Here is an 18,711-nt window from a genome sequence, read left to right as displayed (position 1 = left end):
GCTACTCATTTTGCTAATTTCGCCGCACATCGAACGCATGAATCGCAACACCCTTATTGAGCAGATAAAAACCAAGCGATCCTTCCTGTGTGTTGGGCTTGATACCGACATTAACAAAATCCCGCGTTTTTTGCTTGAAAAATCTGATCCGGTTTTTGAATTTAATAAAATGATCATCGATGCAACGCATGATCTCTGCGTTTCCTACAAGATCAATACGGCTTTTTATGAATCGAGGGGCATCGCCGGATGGCAGAGCCTGGTAGCTACCAGCAACTATATCCCAAAAGAATGCTTGGGTATTGCAGATGCCAAGCGGGGCGATATCGGCAACACCTCCGAAATGTACGCCCGGGCGTTTTTCGACCCGGAAGCATCAGGTATGAACTTCGATTCGGTAACCGTTGCGCCCTATATGGGCAGCGACTCTGTAAAGCCGTTCCTCAGGTTCCGGGATAAATGGGTGATCTTGCTGGCGTTGACTTCTAATGAGGGCAGTGCTGATTTTCAGAACATTAAAAACGGGCAAAATGAGAGCCTGTTCGAATCAGTTATAAGAACAGCCAATACTTGGGCAGATGCCGACCGGTTGATGTACGTGGTAGGCGCAACCAGGGGAGAGGCATTCCTTACTATCAGGAAACATGCCCCCGATAATTTTCTCCTGGTTCCCGGCGTGGGCGCCCAGGGCGGAAGCCTGCAGGACGTTTGCCGCTATGGGCTTAACCGCGATTGCGGGTTACTCGTGAACTCATCGCGCGCAATTATTTATGCTTCCGGCGGTGAGGATTTCGCCGTGAAGGCAAGAGAAGAAGCGATGCGTTTACAGAAAGAGATGGAAGTAGAATTAAATAAATTTAATTTCTATTGAGTTAATTTATTATTTCTTTGGTAAATTTACGCATGTTATTTACCGAGGAATTGTTACAGTTTACCTGGCAGTTTGGGTTGTTCCGCCTGGGCGGCCTCACTACTTCGGCCGGTGAAGCGATCGAACTCATCTCGCCCGGAACCATCAATCAGGATGCCGGTCCGGATTTCGACAACGCCAGGGTCAGGATCGGCGGCACGCTATGGGCCGGCAATATAGAGCTCCATTTACGATCTTCTGATTGGGAACGCCATGACCATACCAGCGACAAGCGTTATGGTAACGTGATCCTTCACGTGGTTTACGAGCACGATCGAAAGGTATTCCGGGAGGATGGCACAGAGATTCCCGTGCTGGAACTAAAGGAACGCATCACCGAACGGGTTATTTCCGGGTACCGGCAACTCATGGAGAATATGAACTGGATTCCATGCCAGAAGCATATCTCATCAGTAGCAGAACCCTATATTTCCGGGTGGCTGAGCCGGATGCTGGTAGAAAGGCTCGAACAGCGTGCAATGCTGATAGACACCTTACTGCAGGAGTACAAAGGGAGCTGGGAAGATGCGTTTTATGTAATGCTGGCGCGTAATTTTGGCTTTAAAACGAATGCCGTTCCATTCGAATTGCTGGCCCGTTCGCTGCCGCTTAAACTGCTTTCGAGGCACCAGGGCAATGCCATACAGATAGAATCGCTCGTGTTCGGGCAGGCGGGCTTTCTCGGGGAGAAGTTTACAGAGGCTTACCCGGCTGCGCTGGTGAGTGAGTACGCTTACCTGCGGCGCAAATACCGGTTGCGGCCGATAGATGTTTACGTATGGAAATTTTCACGGTTACGGCCCCAGAATTTTCCTACGCTTCGGCTGGCGCAATTTGCCGCCCTTGTACAGGAATCGCAGCACCTGTTTTCAGGGCTTGTTAAAGCATTGAACAGCAATACGATCGAGAAGCGATTCCTGAACCTGGAGGTGAACCCTTACTGGGCAACACATTACCATTTTAAAAATGAAGCAGCACCGTTCTCCCCGTTAATGGGCAGGGAGTCTGCTCATGTACTGCTCATCAATACGGTTGCGCCGTTCCTGTTCACCTACGGTAAGCTGGTGGGAGGTAAAGAGTTTATCAATAAGGCGATATCGATGCTCGAAGATCTCCCGCCTGAAACAAACCAGGTGATCCGTCGTTTTACCAAAGAAGGCGTGATATGCACCAGTGCAGGAACTTCGCAGGCCTTACTGTATTTACAAAAAATGTACTGCGAAAGAAAAAAATGCTTAAATTGTGGAATCGGAGTTAAATTGCTAAAAACCGGGTTAAATGATACAGCGCATCTTAACATATTTTGAAAAATACTCTTTTGGGGTATGCGCTTACCTTGGAGAGCGTTTTAGCGTGTCGATTTCGAAGATCAGGCTTTTCTTTATCTACTCTTCTTTCCTGGCTGTGGGATTTCCCCTGGTGTTTTATTTCCTCGCAGCCTTCGTGCTCGACATCCGTACTTATATTAAACGGATCCGCACCCGCACCTGGGATTTTTAAAAGTAGACCCTTACACCGAACCCCATTTTCACGGCATCAAAAACGGAGATGCTTTCACGATTTTTTGCCCAGCTCACCAGGTACAGGTCGTTGGTGTTGAACTCATTGTAAACACTAACCTCTCTTATCCGGTGACTAGCAGGCGTTTTGCCTGAATGGAACCTGATTTCATTACTTAACGACAAATGCGGCCGGAACGCGGGCGACCACCAATAATAGCCTTTGGGATACTGTTCGCTGCTCCAAGAAAAATTGAACTCCTTGCCGAAATGATACGAAAAAAACGCGCCCGGGTTGGCGGGGTAGATGGTGGCTGTTTCCCCTATTCTGATCCTGAAGGGGCGATAAGAAAACTTCGCGGTGGCGATGTGCAGGCTGCCGCCTTTTGATTTGGGCACGAAACCGTATAAGAGATCAGCAGTCCCTTTTCCTTTCCAGAGATCATAAGTACCTCCAATGCTCCCAAAGCCGATGCTTCCCGCATATTGAGCGATTACCGCATCGGGCGCAACCGTTTTAAGAAACTGGGATTTCACCGTAAACGGGAAGGCAAGCAGGATAAGGAGAATGCCCGCTTTAAAAACTGATCGTACGGGTGTGAAGTATTCCATGGGTAATCTCTATAAGCATACATTCGCGGTTGCCAATGGCATTGGTAGTGTAAACCGGCGGGCTTTCTCCGTCGTCGGGATACCAGGTCGTTCCTTTATCGATATGGGCATACACAGAGCCCAATGTGCTGCCCGAGTAGTTAATGGCATGGAGGTAGGCTGACTCGAGGTCATGGTCGAAATCGGGGTCGGTGGGAGGTACGTGTGCGAGGCCCACAAAAGCCGTAACTCCCGGCTGAGCTTTGAACTCGTTGGTTAGCCAGGTGATATCAGGAACGGCATGATTAAAGTTGTATTCGCGGCTGTTGGTATTGTGGCAGACGAATTTTATCCCGCCATAAATAAAGCTGTAGTTCAAAGGGCCGTACATCCGGCGGAAAATGTCTTCGCCGCTGGCCTGCAGGTCATGATTGCCAATAACAGCGACATATGGGACGACTAACTTACCATATATTTCGTGTACCCATTCCATCTCCTGCAGTAAACCGAAATCTGAGAGATCTCCGTCGACAACAACAAAGTCGATACCTTTTAATTTATTTATTGCAGCGACAAAATCTTCGGCCTGGTTGTAAGCGCGCTGTGGATCGCCGCTTACGATAAAACGGACGGTATCGTCGCCCGCTGACGATTGTAACCTCGCGATGTTAATGGCGTTGAGGTTTTCGGGGGTATTCTGATGGAATTTCTGATTGGGACTGAATTCAAATTTTTCGCAGCCGGCTAATGCCACCACGATAAAAAGCAGGAACGGAATAATTCTCTTCATCAGCATAGCTGTTCTGACAGAGGAACCTTACTCGCTTTCGAATTGTTTTGTGCGGGTGTCCGCACGTAGTAAAGAGCGCAGAGTTTGATAGTTCTATGACCGTTTACAGGTCGGCGAGCCTGAATGTTTCTGCTGCCCTGATCCCTTTTTCGGTCCGGGTAAGGGTACAGCACTCATTAACCGGGTCGTGTTCCAGGAAAAGAACATAATTGTTTTCTACCGCTTCTTCCAGGAATTGCCTTTTTTCGTCGAGTGTTTGCAGGGGGAACATATCATATGCCATTACATAAGGCAGCGGCAGGTGGCCCGTAGAGGGGAGGAGATCGGCCATATAAACGATCGTTCTGTCTTTATAACTGATCTGCGGAAGCATCATTGCCTCTGTATGCCCATAAGCAAAGCGCACTTTTACATGAGTGCTGAAAGAGAAAAGCCCGGTTTCTTCGACGAATTTAAGTTTACCGCTTTCGCGGATGGGCAGGATATTCTCTTCCAGGAAGGAAGCCTTTTCGCGGTCGTTAGGTTTAGTAGCCCAGTTCCAATGTTTTTCGTTAGTCCAGTATACCGCATTGCGGAAGGCTGGAATAAGCTGGTCGTTTTCGCGGATGATGGCGCCGCCGCAATGGTCGAAATGAAGATGGGTAAGAAATACGTCGGTGATATCGGCCGGCGAAAATCCATGTCCTGCGAGGGAGTTTTCAAGCGTCTCCTCACCATGCAGGTGATAATGGCCCAGGAATTTGGGGTCTTGCTTATTACCGATCCCGGTATCGACCAGGATCAAACGATCGTCGTCTTCGATCAGCAGGCAGCGCATCGCCCAGGTACAAAGGTTATTCTCGTCGGCGGGGTTGGTTTTTTGCCAGATCGATTTCGGCACTACGCCGAACATAGCGCCGCCGTCGAGTTTAAAGAATCCGGTATCGATGGTGTGGAGCGTCATTTGATACGATAGGGATATGGTTATTCAGAAACAATTTTCAACCCGATAATTGATGTTACCAGGGTAAACAGGAACACCATCCGCCAAAAATCCGAAGGTTCCTTAAACAGCAGGATTCCCGCGATGACTGATCCGGCGGCGCCGATCCCTGTCCATACGGCGTACGCCGTGCCGATGGGAATTGTTTGAACGGCTTTGTTCAACAACAGGAAACTCACGGTAATGCAAATAAAGAATCCTGCGCTCCACCTGGAATTGGAAAAGTTCTGGGAATATTTGAGGCAGATCGCAAAACCTACCTCAAATAATCCGCCCAGAACCAGGAAGATCCAAGCCATTATAAGTGGATCACTTCACCGTACGCATCGGCGGCGGCTTCCATGATCGCCTCACTCATGGTGGGGTGCGGGTGTACCGATTTAATAATTTCCATACCGGTGGTTTCCAGTTTACGGGCTACCACCACTTCGGCAATCATTTCGGTTACGTTGGCGCCAATCATATGCGCTCCGAGGAACTCGCCATACTTGGCATCAAAGATCAGTTTTACAAATCCGTCCTTGTTGCCGGCAGCGCTCGCTTTTCCGGAGGCAGAGAACGGGAACTTGCCAACCTTGATTTCATACCCGGCTTCTTTGGCCGCCTTTTCGGTGTATCCAACTGATGCGATCTCCGGTGAACAATAGGTACAGCCCGGAATATTGTTGTAATTAATGGGTTCTGGATGGTGACCTGCGATCTTTTCCACACAGGTGATGCCTTCAGCGGAAGCAACATGCGCAAGCGCCTGGCCGCCCACGATATCGCCGATGGCATAAACGCCTTCGACGTTGGTCTTATAATAAGGATCGGTTATTACTTTACCGCGTTCCGTTTTAACCCCTACTTCTTCAAGCCCGATATTCTCGATGTTAGGGGTTACGCCTACGGCTGAAAGTACGATATCCGCCTCAAGTGTTTCAGTGCCCTTGGCAGTTTTAACCTGTACCTTACAACCGGTGCCGGATGTGTCAACCGATTCAACGTTCGAGCCCGTCAGGATATTGATGCCCGCTTTTTTGAGACTGCGGAAAAGGGCTTTGGAGATCTCCTCGTCTTCCAGGGGTACGATATTGTCAAGGTATTCTACCACCGTTACCTGTGTGCCGATCGAATTATAAAAGTAAGCGAACTCGATGCCGATAGCGCCGGAGCCCACTACGATCAGCGATTTAGGCTGCTCGGGGAGGTTCATCGCCTGGCGGTAGCCGATCACTTTCCTGCCATCCTGTTTCAGGTTGGGCAGTTCGCGTGAACGTCCGCCGGTAGCGAGGATCGTGTGTTTTGCGGTATATTCCTTGATGCTGCCGTCGGCTTGTTTTACCTCCGTAACATTACCCTTTTTGATTTTGGCGGTGCCCATGATCACATCGATCTTGTTCTTCTTCATGAGGAACTGGATGCCTTTACTCATGCCATCGGCTACGCCACGGCTGCGTTTGATCACTGCTGGAAAGTCGACCGAAGAAGAGGCGACATTGATCCCGTAGTCTGCCGCATGGTTAGTGTATTCGAATACCTGGGCGCTTTTGATGAGCGCTTTGGTAGGAATGCATCCCCAGTTCAGGCAGATGCCGCCGAGGGACTCGCGCTCAACGATCGCCGTTTTTAATCCAAGCTGCGAAGCACGTATGGCTGCCACATATCCGCCGGGGCCGCTTCCGATCACTATAAGGTCGTAGTTCATATTTATGAGTTATAAAGTGGCCAAATCTAACAATTGTATAAAAATAACAAAGGATGAATATTTAATGACCAGGGTTTTCCACATTCCCATGACGATAGTATAGCGAAAGTTATCCACAATTATGATTAAAAAAACGGGAATTGGAAAAACCGTAACGGGGAAAGGAAAGTTTATTACACATTTGTTAACACAGGCTTGATATTTTAAAGAATTAATATTAAGTTAACAACGGCAATGATAAAAAGACAAAAAAACGCTCTATCTTTGCAAATCATTACAAAAAACAAACTCATTAACAAACAACATTTATGAACAAGTTTTTACTCTCAACACTTGCCCTGTTGCTAACGGCCTTCGGCTTGTCGGCCCAGGTAACCACGAGTAGTTTAACAGGTACGATCAAAGATTCTAAGGAAACGCTGATCGGAGCCACCGTCAAAGCTACGCACCAGCCGACAGGAACAGTTTATGGATCGTCGACCAAAGCCGATGGCCGGTTCACCATCCCTAACATTCGTGTGGGCGGACCTTACCTGATCGAAGTAACCTACGTAGGTTATGAACCCGCTAAGTTTGAGGGAATCAATATCAAATTAGGAGAGCCTTTCGTGCTGAACGTTACGCTTCAGGCAACAGGAACTACCCTACGCGAAGTAAGTGTGGTTGCCGCTAATCCGAATTCGGTGCTCAACGCAGACCGTACGGGTTCGACAACGAACATTTCCAGGGCACAGCTTCAGTCGTTGCCCACCATCACACGCAGTGTGAACGATATGACCAGGCTTACTCCACAGGCGAACGGTACTTCGATCGGCGGTGGCAGCTACCGGTCGAACAACTTCACGGTCGACGGCGCTAACTTTAACAACCAGTTTGGTATCGGTCAGAACATTCCGGCAAACGGTTCGCCTATTTCGCTTGATGCGATCGACCAGATCTCTATTAACGTTACTCCTTTCGACGTAAGACAAACCGGCTTTACCGGTGCTTCTATCAACGCGGTTACCCGTTCCGGTACGAACAACCCTTACGCAACCGCTTTTTTTACGCTGCGTAACGAAAAACAGCAGGGTGATAAGGTAGAGGCCAATCCATCGTTGGTTCGCCAGCAGTACGACCAGAAACAGTACGGTGTGAGCGTAGGCTTGCCGATCATCAAAAACAAGCTGTTCTTTTTCGGGAACGTTGAATACAATAAGGAAACACGTCCGGGACAGGCGAGGTACACTTCCGGCGCAGTTCCTTATCCTACTACCGGGAACACGCTTGTTTCCCGTCCTACCAGTGCATTCCTGAACGATGTTTCGGCGTACCTGAGATCGAAATACGGTTACGAGACCGGCGTTTTCCAGGGCTATAGCAACAAAAGCTACAACGATAAGCTGTTCGCACGTTTAGACTGGAACATCAGCTCCAAGCACTCGCTGAACGTTCGTTACAACCAGGTAGAAAGTAACGTGGCGAACTCGTTGAGCAACTCGACCACCAACTCAGGAACTACTTATACCGGTTCACGTACCGGGAACAACGCGCTCCACTTCGCCAACTCCAATTATGGCCAGGAAGCAAATCTTTATTCGGGAACTGCTGAGTTAAACTCCAGCTTTGGCAGCAAGTTCTCTAACGTATTAAGGGCTTCCTATTCGCACCAGAATGACCCAAGAAGCTCAACCAGCTCACCTTTCCCGCTGGTGGATATTCTGGAAGGGGGTACACCGATCACCACGTTCGGTTACGAGCCATTTACCTATGGAAACCTGAGGGACGTTAACTCGAAGACCCTTACCGACGAGTTGACCATGTCGCTCGGCAAACATAGCGTGTTACTTGGCGCGCAGATCGAGAAGAGCAAAACGAAGAACGGTTTCCAGCGTTTCGGTACCGGTTATTATGTGTTTAACTCATGGGCCGATTTCGTGAACGGTGCTAAACCTAACAACTATGCGGTAACTTATTCGTTAAACGCTGATGGCTCGCAGGCATTCCCAAGCTTTAAGTTCGAGCAGTATTCTGCTTATATCCAGGATGAGTTCACCGCATCCGACCGTTTGAAATTCACAGCAGGTTTAAGGGTTGAAAAATCTGATTATCCTGACCTGGATGAAGTGAAAACGCATCCTTTACTGGCTTCACTTACTTTCGCACAAGGTCAGAAACTGAACAGCGGTGAGCTTCCGGAATCTAAAGTATTGCTTTCTCCAAGGTTCGGATTTAACTGGAACGTAAAGGGCGACCGTTCGCTCCAGGTTCGCGGCGGGACCGGGATCTTTACCGGAAGAATTCCATTCGTATGGATCGTTTCTCACTCTGACGTAGGCTTGCTGCAATTCCTGCAGACTTATGCCGGAACTGCGAACACCCCTACATTTAATCCAAGCATCGCTCCAAACCTGCTTACTCCTAAGGTAACGGTTGCTACTGCCGGTGAAACGCTTCAGTCTGCCATCAACCTCATCAGCCCTGACTTCCAGTCTCCACAGACCTGGAAATCAAGCCTCGCTTTTGATACCAAACTTCCTTTCGGAATTACGGGTACCTTGGAAGGTATCTACAATAAAGATATTCACGCGGTTTATGCAAAGAACGTGAACCTGGTAGATCCAACTTCATTAAACGTTTCCGGTTATGCGGATAACAGGCCGATCTATCCTTCCGCAGGTGGTTTACCTACTACCGCCGCCGCTGCTTTTGCACGGCAACTGAATTCGCTGACTGGAGCCGGTAAAGTAGCTACTACTGCCGCTACTACCAACTCGTCGGGATTTACTACCGTTCTGCTGGATAACACGGAAGGCGGGCACTACTGGTCGGTAAGCGCCCAGTTAAGCAAACAGCTTTCAAAAGGCCTTTCGGTTTCTGCTGCTTACACCAGGAGCGGTGCCAGGAACTACGGTGATGCCGGTGGTGACCAGATGACCAACGTTTGGACATACCCGGTAACCAGCTCTAACTCAAACATCCCAACTCTGAGCTATACCAGCAACGTACTTCCATCGAGGGTGATCGCTACCCTGAACTACCGTAAAGAGTATCTTAAGAACCTGGCAACCCAGGTGTCGTTCTTCTACGAAGGCGCTGCTTCTGCATCATCTAATGCATCCCGTTTCTCTTACACCTACACTACCGACTTTAACCGCGATGGCGTGATCAACGATTTGATCTATGTACCAAAGGATGCCAGCGAAATCACTTTCGTTGCGATCCCCGCAGGGACTTCAGGTTACCGGGCGGCTGGTTACACCGCACAAGAGCAAAGCGATATTTTCTTTAATTACGTGGAGCAGGACGATTACCTGAAAACCCGTAAAGGTAAGTACGCTGAGCGTAACGGCGCGCAGTATCCATGGAGAAACCAGGTTGACTTTAAATTTATCCAGGATGTGTTCAAAACACATGCTATGGGTAAAACCAAGAATACCTTCCAGTTCACCTGGGACATCTTCAACCTGGGTAACCTGCTTAACAGCGATTGGGGTGTGTACAAGTTTACACAGGCATTCAGCGTAGGCAGCAACAGCAATGCGATCGGCCTGCTGGTTCCTCAGAACGTTGGCGCACTTAATGCCAACGGCACCACCAAACCTACTTTCAGAATGGCGACCGCTAACAACGAGATCGTTTCAAAAACGTTCGTTACTAACAACAGCATCACGTCTACTTACTTTATGCAATTCGGTTTCCGTATGACTTTCCAATAGCCGATAGGGACCCAACAATAAAAAGCCGCTCCATCATTTGATGAAGCGGCTTTTTATTGTTTAAGAACCGGTAAGTAATTACAGCCGGCGATATTATTTACTGATACACAAACTCGCCGAACTCAGATTTAATGGTTACTCGTTTTCTGTCTGACGACACCACGTTTCCGATGATCCTGGCATCGATGCCGAATTCTTCGGAAATGCTTACCAGGTCGTTTGCAATTTCCCGGGGAACATAGAGCTCCATCCGGTGCCCCATATTGAACACCTTGTACATCTCCTCCCAGGGAGTGCCCGATTCTTCCCTGATCAGCCGGAAAAGCGGCGGAACCGGGAACAGGTTATCTTTTATTACGTGAACGTCATCAATAAAATGCAGTACCTTGGTTTGTGCGCCACCGCTGCAATGAACCATACCGTGGATCTGGCTGCGATACGTTTCCAGCATCTTTACAATTACCGGGGCATAAGTGCGGGTAGGGGAGAGCACCAGTTTCCCGGCGGTAACCTGCTGTCCGTTCCCAATATCAACAAGGTCTGTAAGCCTCCTGGAGCCTGAAAATACGAGATCTGGGGGCACGGACGGATCAAAGCTTTCCGGGAATTGTTCGGCGATGTGTTTGCCGAAAACATCATGCCGCGCAGAGGTCAGCCCGTTTGATCCCATCCCGCCGTTATATTCCTTTTCGTAAGTCGCCTGGCCGTAAGACGCCAGCCCAACGATCACATCGCCGGCGGCAATATTACTGTTGGAGATCACCTCCGATCGTTTCATACGGCAGGTTACGGTAGAGTCGACGATCAGGGTGCGTACAATGTCGCCCACATCTGCCGTTTCACCCCCGGTGGAGAAGATCCCGACCCCCATGCCGCGCAGTTCCGAAAGGATCTCCTCCGTACCATTGATCAGTTCGGCGATCACCGCTCCCGGGATGAGGTTTTTGTTCCTGCCGATGGTTGAAGAGAGCAGGATGTTATCGGTAGCGCCAACGCATAACAGGTCGTCGAGATTCATAATGATGGCGTCCTGGGCAATCCCTTTCCACACCGAAAGGTCGCCGGTTTCTTTCCAGTAAATATACGCCAGGGAGGATTTCGTACCTGCACCATCGGCGTGCATGATATTGCACCATGCGTCGTCGCTGCCGAGTATATCGGGAATGATCTTACAGAAAGCTTTAGGGAATAAGCCCTTGTCGATGTTCTTTATCGCCTGGTGTACGTCTTCTTTGCCCGCAGAAACGCCGCGGAGGTTGTATTTTAAGTCTGACATTGAGCACAAAGGTAGTTATCAGTTTTCAGTTATCAGTAGTCAGCTTTCAGTCTTCCGGCGCTATAAAAGAACTGTCTGCCGATAACTGAAAACCCGCTACTTAATAAACAACAACTCCCTGAATTTCGGCAATGGCCATTTGGCGTCGTCTACCAGCAATTCGAGTTTATCTACGTGGTAGCGTATGGGATCGAAATAGGTTTTAACGGTTTCGTCGTAAGCGATCGCCTTTTCACGCACATCGTCGATTACGTTGGCAAGTTTCCGGGCGTTGATCATCTTAACCACGTTATCGCTTATAAAGTTAACATGTTTGGAAATGTCCTTGATGATGGTAAGTTGGGCGGAATAAGAATCCGTATCGAGGCCAAGATCTTTCAATCCCTTCACATTGTTTAGGAGATCAGTTTGGTACGAGATCGCGGCGGGAAGAATTACGTTGGTCGCTAATTCGCCCATTGTCCGCGCTTCGATCTGCAGTTTCTTGTAATAGTTTTCCAGGAGGATCTCGTGGCGGGCATGTGCTTCCCGTTTACTGAACACGCCGGTCGTTTCAAACAGCTTGTCCGTTTTTTCGCTAACCAGTATATCAAGTGCAAGCGGGGTTGTTTTGATATTTGACAGGCCGCGTGCGGCTGCTTCTTTCGCCCATTCGTCGCTGTAACCGTTGCCCTCGAAGCGGATCGATTTAGATTCCTTAATGTAGCGTTTAATGACGGTCATCAGCGCCACGTCTTTCTTTTCGCCTTTTTTAAGAAGTTTGTCGACCTCGGTTTTAAATTTCACCAGCTGGTCGGCAACGATGAGGTTAAGGATCGTCATCGGGTTGGCCGAATTAGCGGAAGAGCCAACAGCCCGCAGTTCAAATTTATTGCCGGTGAACGCAAAAGGAGAAGTACGGTTGCGGTCGGTATTATCGAGCAGGATTTGCGGGATTTTAGGGATGTTAGTCCATAAGGCATTTTCCTGCTTCATTTTTGAGGTTACCCTCGAGGTTTCTATTTCATCGAGTACATCCTTGAGTTGTGTGCCCAGAAAAATCGAGATGATAGCAGGCGGGGCTTCATTGGCCCCGAGGCGGTGGTCGTTATTCACCGATGCGATCGAGGCCCTTAGCAGGTCGGCGTGTTCGTGTACGGCTTTGATGGTATTCACAAAAAACGTAAGGAACATGAGGTTGTTCTTTGGCGTTTTACCCGGAGATAGCAGGTTCTTTCCCGTATTGGTGATCAGCGACCAGTTGTTATGTTTGCCTGAGCCATTAATGCCGGCATAAGGTTTCTCATGTAAAAGTACCTTGAAATTGTGGCGGCGGGCGACGCGGTCCATCAGGTCCATTAATAGCTGGTTATGATCGATGGCAAGGTTGATCTCTTCATACACCGGGGCAGCTTCAAACTGTGAGGGTGCGACTTCGTTGTGGCGGGTTTTTAAAGGAATTCCCAACTGCAGCGATTCTACTTCCAGGTCCTGCATAAAGGCATACACACGCTCGGGGATCGACCCGAAATAATGGTCTTCCAGCTGCTGGTTCTTTGCCGACATATGACCGAAAAGCGCCCTGCCGGTTAAGAGCAGGTCGGGGCGCGCGTTGTATAATGCCAGGTCGACCAGGAAGTACTCCTGTTCGATACCCAGGGAAGCATTTACTTTTTCGACGCTTTTATCGAAATACTGCGCAACGCCAACCGCCGCTTTGTCGAGGGCGTTTAACGCTTTTAATAACGGCGCTTTGTAATCCAGCGATTCTCCGGTGTAGGATACGAAAACCGTTGGGATACAAAGTGTCCTGCCGAGAATGAAGGCCGGCGACGACGGGTCCCAGGCCGTATAGCCGCGTGCCTCAAATGTGCTGCGGATCCCGCCATTTGGGAAACTGGAAGCGTCAGGCTCCTGTTGTGACAGCGCTTCGCCGGAGAATTTCTCAAGTCCGCCATCCTGCGAAGGCTCGAAAAATGAATCGTGTTTTTCTGCAGTAGAGCCTGTTAACGGCTGGAACCAATGTGTATAATGAGTAGCTCCTTTACCGATCGCCCAGGATTTCATCGCCGAGGCCACCTGTTCCGCGATCTCCCTGTCGATGGGAATGCCCATGGTAATCGATTCATTTACACTATCGAAGGCATCTTTTGACAAGAAATCCTTCATCTTTTTCTTATCGAAAACATTACAGCCAAAATAATCTGATGTTTTTGCTGACGGTGATTTTACTTCTGGAATAACGCGCGTAAGTACGGCGTCTAATGCCTGGAAACGAATGCTTGACATAGTAATGTGATTTAAAGCACGTGAGGTTAGTTATATGGTTTTCAAAGATTTGAAAAAATCGGAACAATCAGGGAATAATCGGTAAATATTTTATCCCATGGCCACGAAAGTATTTACTAATTCATTATGGAATAGCCTGCAGCCGCACATCCATTTATTAAACCCACAGGATATGCTAAGCTTTAAAACCAATGTGTACAGGAACGAGTGGCTCGATCTTGTATTCGCCAAAAGAAACCAGCTTTACGGAGCCTATGAACTGCGCCGGAATTATTCTTCCAGGCTCTCCCACGCGATGCTTATTTCGGCAGCACTATTCGTAAGCGCTATTACGGGACCGTTCCTGTATAACAAGTACAAGGGCCCGGAACAAGCGAACGTTCCCGCACTTCCGGCGACCGATTCTGTCGTCGTGATACTTCACCCGGAAATAGAACCTCCGAAAAAGAAGCCCCTCGAGCTTCCCAAAGCAGCAGCAGCTGATCCTGTGAAGGTTAAAACGGTAAGGTTCGTAGCACCGGCAGCTGCACCCGAACAGGATGTAATTGAAGACATGCCTGATCTTACCGATCTCCGCGATGCGGCCATCGGCGATGCGAAAACCGATGGCGTACCGGTTGAGGCAGGCGTTGCGCCAATAGAGAGCCCGGGGAAGGGCGGTACCGGAACCGCCCCTGCTGAAGAAGGAGAAGGCGACAAAGAGATCTTCCGTACCGCGGAGGTGAACCCGCAATTTCCCGGCGGGCAGGAAGCCTTCGCCAAATTCATCCGCAAAAACCTGCATTATCCCCCGGCTGCTGTGGAAGCGGGGATTAATGGTAAGGTGATCGTGAGTTTCGTGGTTGAGCGCGATGGCAGCATCTCGAACGTACAGCTGATGCGCGGCATCGGGTACGGCTGTGACCAGGAAGCCATCCGGGTGCTCAAGAAAGTTCCTAACTGGATCCCCGGGGAGCAGAACGGGCGAAAAGTCCGCGTAATGTATACAGTGCCATTAAACTTCCAGACAACAGAATAAGCACATCATAAGTGACAGATAAAAGGCCCGCCCGGTGATCCGGCGCGGGCTTTTTTAGTCGCGGACAGTCACTTTAATAAGGTATCACCAGCGTAAAAGTCGCGCCCGATCCTTTTCCCTCACTTTTGGCGGTAATGCGGCCGCCATTGCTTTCGATGATCTTTTTACATAAATGGAGACCGATTCCGTTCGAAACCTCTCCAAAAGTACCTTCGCGCGATAGCCTGGTGAATACGTCAAATAAACGGGATGTGTCCTCGGTGTTAAAACCTTCGCCTTCGTCTCTCACGCTCAGCTGGAAATGATCTTTGTGCCTCGCTCCCTCAATATAAACAGGCTGTCCGGGCTGGCTGAATTTAATCGCGTTAGTTAGTAGGTTGTTAATAACCAGTTCAACGGCTTGCTTGCTGATGTTTATTTTATGGTTGGCCATAACGTTCACGTTAACTTTTAAATCCTTGGCCGTAATGTTCATCGATAGGTGTTCGACACAGCGGTTAATCACTTCCTTTACATTTGTTTGTTCGGAGGTTTGAGAATGCCTGATTTCCAGTCTCATCAGCTCCAGTACATTGCCCAGGATGTTTCGCTGGTGTGCTGCTGCCTGGCGGATATAGTGTACATATTCCTTCAGGCTTTCCTCATCCTGGTTCCCGTCTATCAGCTCAGTGATCTGTATAATGTTGTTTAAAGGCGCCCGCAGGTCGTGCGCCAGCAGGTTGGTAATCGCCTTTTTTTCCTGGATGTGGTTATCAAAGGTGTGTATGGCCATGGTTAACCCGCGCATCAATACGCCAATCTCGTCAGGAAATGATTTGGGAATATTGGGAAGCTGCTGCTTTTCTACATAATCGGTCAGCGCATCCCGGCATACCCGGATGGGCTCCATCAGCGCATGCTGCACCCATAGAGTAGCCGCTGTGGCCGACAGCGTGACAATAAGCGTTACCACGATAATATTAAACGCATCAAAAGTATGTTTACCGGAAAGGGATATCAGCAGGATAATCGCGATCAAAGGCAGGTGAATTCCTATAAAAGCTACGAAAAGGAATTTATAGGAATACTTGTTTCTTAAAAAAGCTACTCTTGATAGTAGCGAATACAATTTCATTGGCGGGTAGTAAAAGTGACAGAAAGGTATGGATTTTTTTATATTTGACCGGACTTCACCTATGAATAAGTTAAAAACCAAGTGGAATGACCTGATTGGCTCAGCTAAAGAGTTTTCCATGGAAGCAAGAACTTATCATGCTGCCTGTATCATCAGCATTATCGTGCTTACGGGGTTCCTGCTGGTTAATCTTTTGCTGCATTTGCTGCCTGTAATAGTGCTTAGTATCAGCGTTTTGATATTGCTGCTTACTTTTTACTGCCTTTCGAGGTTTAAAAAATTGTTCAGGTTTAGTGTGATGGGAAGCGCCGTTATTAGTTACCTGGCGCTTATTTCCAATTATTATTTTAATTCGGGAATTAATGGTCCAACCATTTTCTTATTTTTTTTTACGTTCAACCTGCTGATTATCATTACTCCCCGGCGGCAACATATTGTCTGGATCGTTCTGCACGTAGTGGTTGTGATGAGCCTGCTGTTCGTGGAATCGGCCATGCCGGATATTTTTCGCAATACGTATCCAAACGCCCGGTGGCGGACCTATGATATCTTTTTTACCTACCTGATTACCCTGCTGTTCATTTATTACGTTACCATTTACATTCGCAATTATTATAAATCAGAAAAAAAACTGGCGCAATCCCGCGCACTCGAGCTGGAAAAACAGATGCTCATCGCCGAAAATTCGGAGGCGAAGCTCCGGGCATTCTTTCACAGTTCATCGATCTGCCATGTGCTGCTTGACAAGGGGATGCATATCCTGGATTTTAACAACGCGGTATCCGAATTTATCGGGAAGGCGCATTCAAGAGAAATCGTGCTCGGGAGCAACATTATGGAATACCTGAGCGAATCGTATAAAGAGCGCTTTTTGTCGAGGTTCAGGCTCGCCATTGAAGGGATCACGGCGTATGATGATCTTTGGATAGATTACGGGGAGTTTTCGATCTGGTGGTCATTTAAGTACGAACCCGCCTGGGATACCAAAGGCGACATCCTGGGTATCTCGTTCAACGGTGCAAATATGAATGAGCTCAAGAAACACGAGATCGCTTTACGCGAAAAAAATGAAACGCTTCTTAAGATCGCTCATTTTCAATCGCATGAGCTGAGGGCGCCGGTGGCTTCGATCCTGGGGCTAATGAGCATTATCAGGGAGTCGGGGTATAAGGATTCCGAAGAATGCCTGCTGCTGATGGAAAAAGCGGTGAGGGACCTCGATCAAAAGATCCATCACATCGTAAAACAAACAGAATGATCAAGTTAAACCGCATCCACCACTTAGCCATTATCTGCAGCGATTACGCCGTTTCAAAAAAGTTCTATACGGAGATCCTCGGGTTTGCGATCGTGGCCGAAGTATACCGGTCCGAAAGGGAGTCGTACAAGCTCGATCTTGCCATCAACGGCCTTTACCAGGTCGAGTTATTTTCGTTCCCGCAGCCGCCAGTACGGGCCTCACGCCCCGAGGCAGTTGGTTTAAGGCACCTAGCCTTTGAAGTGGACGATATTGCAGAAGCGATATCAAACCTGCAGGCACACGGCGTGGCTACTGAGCCTGTTCGCATCGATGAGTGCACAGGCAGGAAGTTCACGTTTTTCAGCGATCCAGACCAGCTTCCGCTGGAACTTTACGAAAAGTAATATGGCGGGTGTTTTCCGTTTCAAACAATTTGATGTCGATCAAACCGGCTGCGCCATGAAGATCAATACGGACGGGGTACTGCTCGCCGCCATTGCCGGTCAGCCGGCCCCGAAAGCCATACTGGATATTGGTACCGGAACCGGCGTAATTGCGCTGATGCTGGCGCAGCGATTTCCCGGCGCCGTTATTGACGGCGTTGAAATTGATCAGGCAGCCGCCCAAACAGCCGGAAGTAATTTTAGCAGATCGGTGTTTGGGCCGCGACTGAGGGTGTTTCACGATTCTTTCCAGGCTTTTCTTAACCGGCACGGGCATTTAAAATACGACCTGATCGTTTCAAATCCGCCCTTCTTTATCAACTCCCTGAAAAGCCCACATGCAAAAATCAATACGGCAAAGCATACGGGCGAAATATTTTTTGAGGAGCTGGTGGCACAGTGCGCCGCGCACCTGGCTGCGGGCGGGTCGGCCTGGTTCATATTGCCGGAAGGAACAGCCGGACCAGTGAAAGAGACAGCCGCCCGTTACGGGCTTAAACCCAGGCATTGGATCGGGGTAAAATCGTTCGGCGGACACCCGGTGCACAGGGTGATCTTTTCGCTCGGGTTCGACGAGAGAACCCCCATCGAAAGCGAGGTGGTGATATATGAGAGCCCCAAAAACTATTCATCCGCGTTCGGGCTTTTATTAAAAGATTTCTTTACCATTTTCTGATTACCCATGAAACGGATCGGTTTACTTTCTGATACGCATAGTTACCTGGACGATGCGGTCTTTAAACATTTTGAGCAGTGCGACGAGATCTGGCACGCCGGCGATTTTGGCGATCCTGAGGTAGCCGAACGGCTAAAACGTTTTAAACCTCTCAGGGGAGTTTACGGAAATATAGACGGTAGGGAAATACGCCAGGAATACCGCGAGCACCTCCGTTTTATGTGCGAAGAGATGAAGATTTGGATGACACACATCGGCGGTTACCCCGGTAAATACAGCCCCCAGGTAAGGCCCCAAATCTACGCCGACGCCCCCGATATTTTTATTTGCGGGCATTCGCATATCCTTAAGGTGATCTATGATAAAAAAATTAGTTGTTTACACTTAAATCCCGGTGCCGCCGGCAGGGCAGGATGGCACAAGACGCGAACTTTGCTTAGATTTTGTGTTTCAGAGAAAAAAATACATACCTTAGAAGCCATAGAATTAGGTAATAGATAATGTATAAAATACACTAAG

The 18,711-nt window shown here is 48.8% G+C and carries 17 protein-coding genes; 9 read left to right on the top strand and 8 right to left on the bottom strand.

Annotated elements, in window-relative coordinates; genetic code table 11:
* Positions 1–37: 37 nt before the first annotated feature.
* From pyrF to GS398_RS08700, 3 genes are read left to right on the top strand one after another with little or no spacing between them, the layout of a single operon-like run.
* Complete coding sequence (gene pyrF, locus GS398_RS08710) at positions 38–871, top strand: orotidine-5'-phosphate decarboxylase (protein ID WP_160906381.1); 834 nt, start codon at positions 38–40, stop codon at positions 869–871.
* Between the two features lie 32 nt (positions 872–903).
* Complete coding sequence (locus tag GS398_RS08705) at positions 904–2,217, top strand: DUF2851 family protein (protein WP_160906380.1); 1,314 nt, start codon at positions 904–906, stop codon at positions 2,215–2,217.
* On the top strand, positions 2,189–2,410 hold the full coding sequence (locus GS398_RS08700; RefSeq protein WP_160906379.1) for a PspC domain-containing protein: 222 nt from the start codon (positions 2,189–2,191) through the stop codon (positions 2,408–2,410). Before GS398_RS08705 ends, GS398_RS08700 begins: the two co-directional genes overlap by 29 nt.
* On the opposite strand, the gene GS398_RS08695 is transcribed toward GS398_RS08700, so the two are convergent.
* The 5 genes from GS398_RS08695 to lpdA all read right to left on the bottom strand — a co-directional run bounded on the left by GS398_RS08695 (position 2,407) and on the right by lpdA (position 6,459).
* Positions 2,407–3,021: a hypothetical protein gene (locus GS398_RS08695; protein ID WP_237488143.1), complete on the bottom strand. Its 615-nt coding sequence runs from the start codon at positions 3,019–3,021 to the stop codon at positions 2,407–2,409. The two genes, GS398_RS08700 and GS398_RS08695, sit on opposite strands and share 4 nt — an antisense overlap.
* Positions 2,987–3,790 (bottom strand): metallophosphoesterase family protein, encoded by an 804-nt coding sequence (locus GS398_RS08690; protein ID WP_160906378.1) that lies wholly within the window; start codon positions 3,788–3,790, stop codon positions 2,987–2,989. Before GS398_RS08690 ends, GS398_RS08695 begins: the two co-directional genes overlap by 35 nt.
* 103 nt (positions 3,791–3,893) lie before the next feature.
* Positions 3,894–4,733 (bottom strand): MBL fold metallo-hydrolase, encoded by an 840-nt coding sequence (locus GS398_RS08685; protein WP_160906377.1) that lies wholly within the window; start codon positions 4,731–4,733, stop codon positions 3,894–3,896.
* A gap of 20 nt (positions 4,734–4,753) precedes the next feature.
* Complete coding sequence (locus tag GS398_RS08680) at positions 4,754–5,071, bottom strand: DMT family transporter (protein ID WP_160906376.1); 318 nt, start codon at positions 5,069–5,071, stop codon at positions 4,754–4,756.
* Positions 5,071–6,459, bottom strand: a complete 1,389-nt coding sequence (gene lpdA / locus GS398_RS08675) for a dihydrolipoyl dehydrogenase (RefSeq protein ID WP_160906375.1) — start codon at positions 6,457–6,459, stop codon at positions 5,071–5,073. Before lpdA ends, GS398_RS08680 begins: the two co-directional genes overlap by 1 nt.
* A 308-nt stretch (positions 6,460–6,767) precedes the next feature.
* Between lpdA and GS398_RS08670 the strand changes: the two genes are divergently transcribed.
* Positions 6,768–10,157 carry a TonB-dependent receptor gene (locus GS398_RS08670; RefSeq protein ID WP_160906374.1) on the top strand — a complete coding sequence of 1,130 codons (3,390 nt, stop codon included), beginning with the start codon at positions 6,768–6,770 and terminating at the stop codon, positions 10,155–10,157.
* Between the two features lie 97 nt (positions 10,158–10,254).
* On the opposite strand, the gene GS398_RS08665 is transcribed toward GS398_RS08670, so the two are convergent.
* Positions 10,255–11,433, bottom strand: a complete 1,179-nt coding sequence (locus GS398_RS08665) for an AIR synthase related protein (RefSeq protein ID WP_160906373.1) — start codon at positions 11,431–11,433, stop codon at positions 10,255–10,257.
* 96 nt (positions 11,434–11,529) lie between these two features.
* Positions 11,530–13,701 (bottom strand): glutamine synthetase III family protein, encoded by a 2,172-nt coding sequence (locus tag GS398_RS08660; RefSeq protein ID WP_160906372.1) that lies wholly within the window; start codon positions 13,699–13,701, stop codon positions 11,530–11,532.
* Positions 13,702–13,798: 97 nt separating this feature from the next.
* Between GS398_RS08660 and GS398_RS08655 the strand changes: the two genes are divergently transcribed.
* Positions 13,799–14,719: an energy transducer TonB gene (locus GS398_RS08655; RefSeq protein WP_160906371.1), complete on the top strand. Its 921-nt coding sequence runs from the start codon at positions 13,799–13,801 to the stop codon at positions 14,717–14,719.
* Between the two features lie 73 nt (positions 14,720–14,792).
* Here the strand turns inward: GS398_RS08655 and GS398_RS08650 are convergent, their stop codons facing one another.
* Positions 14,793–15,737, bottom strand: coding sequence for a sensor histidine kinase (locus GS398_RS08650; RefSeq protein WP_160906370.1), 945 nt, complete (start codon positions 15,735–15,737; stop codon positions 14,793–14,795).
* A gap of 157 nt (positions 15,738–15,894) precedes the next feature.
* Here GS398_RS08650 and GS398_RS08645 point away from each other — a divergent pair, with 157 nt between their 5' ends.
* Genes GS398_RS08645 through GS398_RS08630 form a run of 4 tightly spaced genes read left to right on the top strand, consistent with a single transcriptional unit; the run spans position 15,895 to position 18,693 of the window.
* Positions 15,895–17,091 carry a PAS domain S-box protein gene (locus GS398_RS08645; protein ID WP_160906369.1) on the top strand — a complete coding sequence of 399 codons (1,197 nt, stop codon included), beginning with the start codon at positions 15,895–15,897 and terminating at the stop codon, positions 17,089–17,091.
* On the top strand, positions 17,088–17,477 hold the full coding sequence (gene gloA2, locus GS398_RS08640) for an SMU1112c/YaeR family gloxylase I-like metalloprotein (RefSeq protein WP_160906368.1): 390 nt from the start codon (positions 17,088–17,090) through the stop codon (positions 17,475–17,477). Before GS398_RS08645 ends, gloA2 begins: the two co-directional genes overlap by 4 nt.
* Before the next feature lie 55 nt (positions 17,478–17,532).
* Entirely contained in the window at positions 17,533–18,192 is a 660-nt protein-coding gene (locus tag GS398_RS08635; protein WP_237488142.1) for a tRNA1(Val) (adenine(37)-N6)-methyltransferase, read from the top strand.
* Positions 18,193–18,198: 6 nt separating this feature from the next.
* Positions 18,199–18,693: a metallophosphoesterase family protein gene (locus GS398_RS08630; protein WP_160906366.1), complete on the top strand. Its 495-nt coding sequence runs from the start codon at positions 18,199–18,201 to the stop codon at positions 18,691–18,693.
* Positions 18,694–18,711 lie beyond the last annotated feature (18 nt).

The organism is Hufsiella ginkgonis, assembly GCF_009834915.1.
In the GTDB taxonomy this organism is placed as follows: Bacteria; Bacteroidota; Bacteroidia; order Sphingobacteriales; family Sphingobacteriaceae; genus Hufsiella; species Hufsiella ginkgonis.
Note: the sequence above shows the minus strand (reverse complement) of the source record. Positions and strands in the feature narration are given on the sequence as shown.

Excerpts from the sequence above, each read along its gene's own strand:
- pyrF (WP_160906381.1), top strand. The coding sequence starts at position 38 with ATGAATCGCAACACCCTTATTGAGCAGATAAAAACCAAGCGATCCTTC.
- GS398_RS08705 (WP_160906380.1), top strand. The coding sequence starts at position 904 with ATGTTATTTACCGAGGAATTGTTACAGTTTACCTGGCAGTTTGGGTTG.
- GS398_RS08700 (WP_160906379.1), top strand. The coding sequence starts at position 2,189 with ATGATACAGCGCATCTTAACATATTTTGAAAAATACTCTTTTGGGGTA.
- GS398_RS08695 (WP_237488143.1), bottom strand. The coding sequence starts at position 3,021 with ATGGAATACTTCACACCCGTACGATCAGTTTTTAAAGCGGGCATTCTC.
- GS398_RS08690 (WP_160906378.1), bottom strand. The coding sequence starts at position 3,790 with ATGAAGAGAATTATTCCGTTCCTGCTTTTTATCGTGGTGGCATTAGCC.
- GS398_RS08685 (WP_160906377.1), bottom strand. The coding sequence starts at position 4,733 with ATGACGCTCCACACCATCGATACCGGATTCTTTAAACTCGACGGCGGC.
- GS398_RS08680 (WP_160906376.1), bottom strand. The coding sequence starts at position 5,071 with ATGGCTTGGATCTTCCTGGTTCTGGGCGGATTATTTGAGGTAGGTTTT.
- lpdA (WP_160906375.1), bottom strand. The coding sequence starts at position 6,459 with ATGAACTACGACCTTATAGTGATCGGAAGCGGCCCCGGCGGATATGTG.
- GS398_RS08670 (WP_160906374.1), top strand. The coding sequence starts at position 6,768 with ATGAACAAGTTTTTACTCTCAACACTTGCCCTGTTGCTAACGGCCTTC.
- GS398_RS08665 (WP_160906373.1), bottom strand. The coding sequence starts at position 11,433 with ATGTCAGACTTAAAATACAACCTCCGCGGCGTTTCTGCGGGCAAAGAA.
- GS398_RS08660 (WP_160906372.1), bottom strand. The coding sequence starts at position 13,701 with ATGTCAAGCATTCGTTTCCAGGCATTAGACGCCGTACTTACGCGCGTT.
- GS398_RS08655 (WP_160906371.1), top strand. The coding sequence starts at position 13,799 with ATGGCCACGAAAGTATTTACTAATTCATTATGGAATAGCCTGCAGCCG.
- GS398_RS08645 (WP_160906369.1), top strand. The coding sequence starts at position 15,895 with ATGAATAAGTTAAAAACCAAGTGGAATGACCTGATTGGCTCAGCTAAA.
- gloA2 (WP_160906368.1), top strand. The coding sequence starts at position 17,088 with ATGATCAAGTTAAACCGCATCCACCACTTAGCCATTATCTGCAGCGAT.
- GS398_RS08635 (WP_237488142.1), top strand. The coding sequence starts at position 17,533 with ATGAAGATCAATACGGACGGGGTACTGCTCGCCGCCATTGCCGGTCAG.
- GS398_RS08630 (WP_160906366.1), top strand. The coding sequence starts at position 18,199 with ATGAAACGGATCGGTTTACTTTCTGATACGCATAGTTACCTGGACGAT.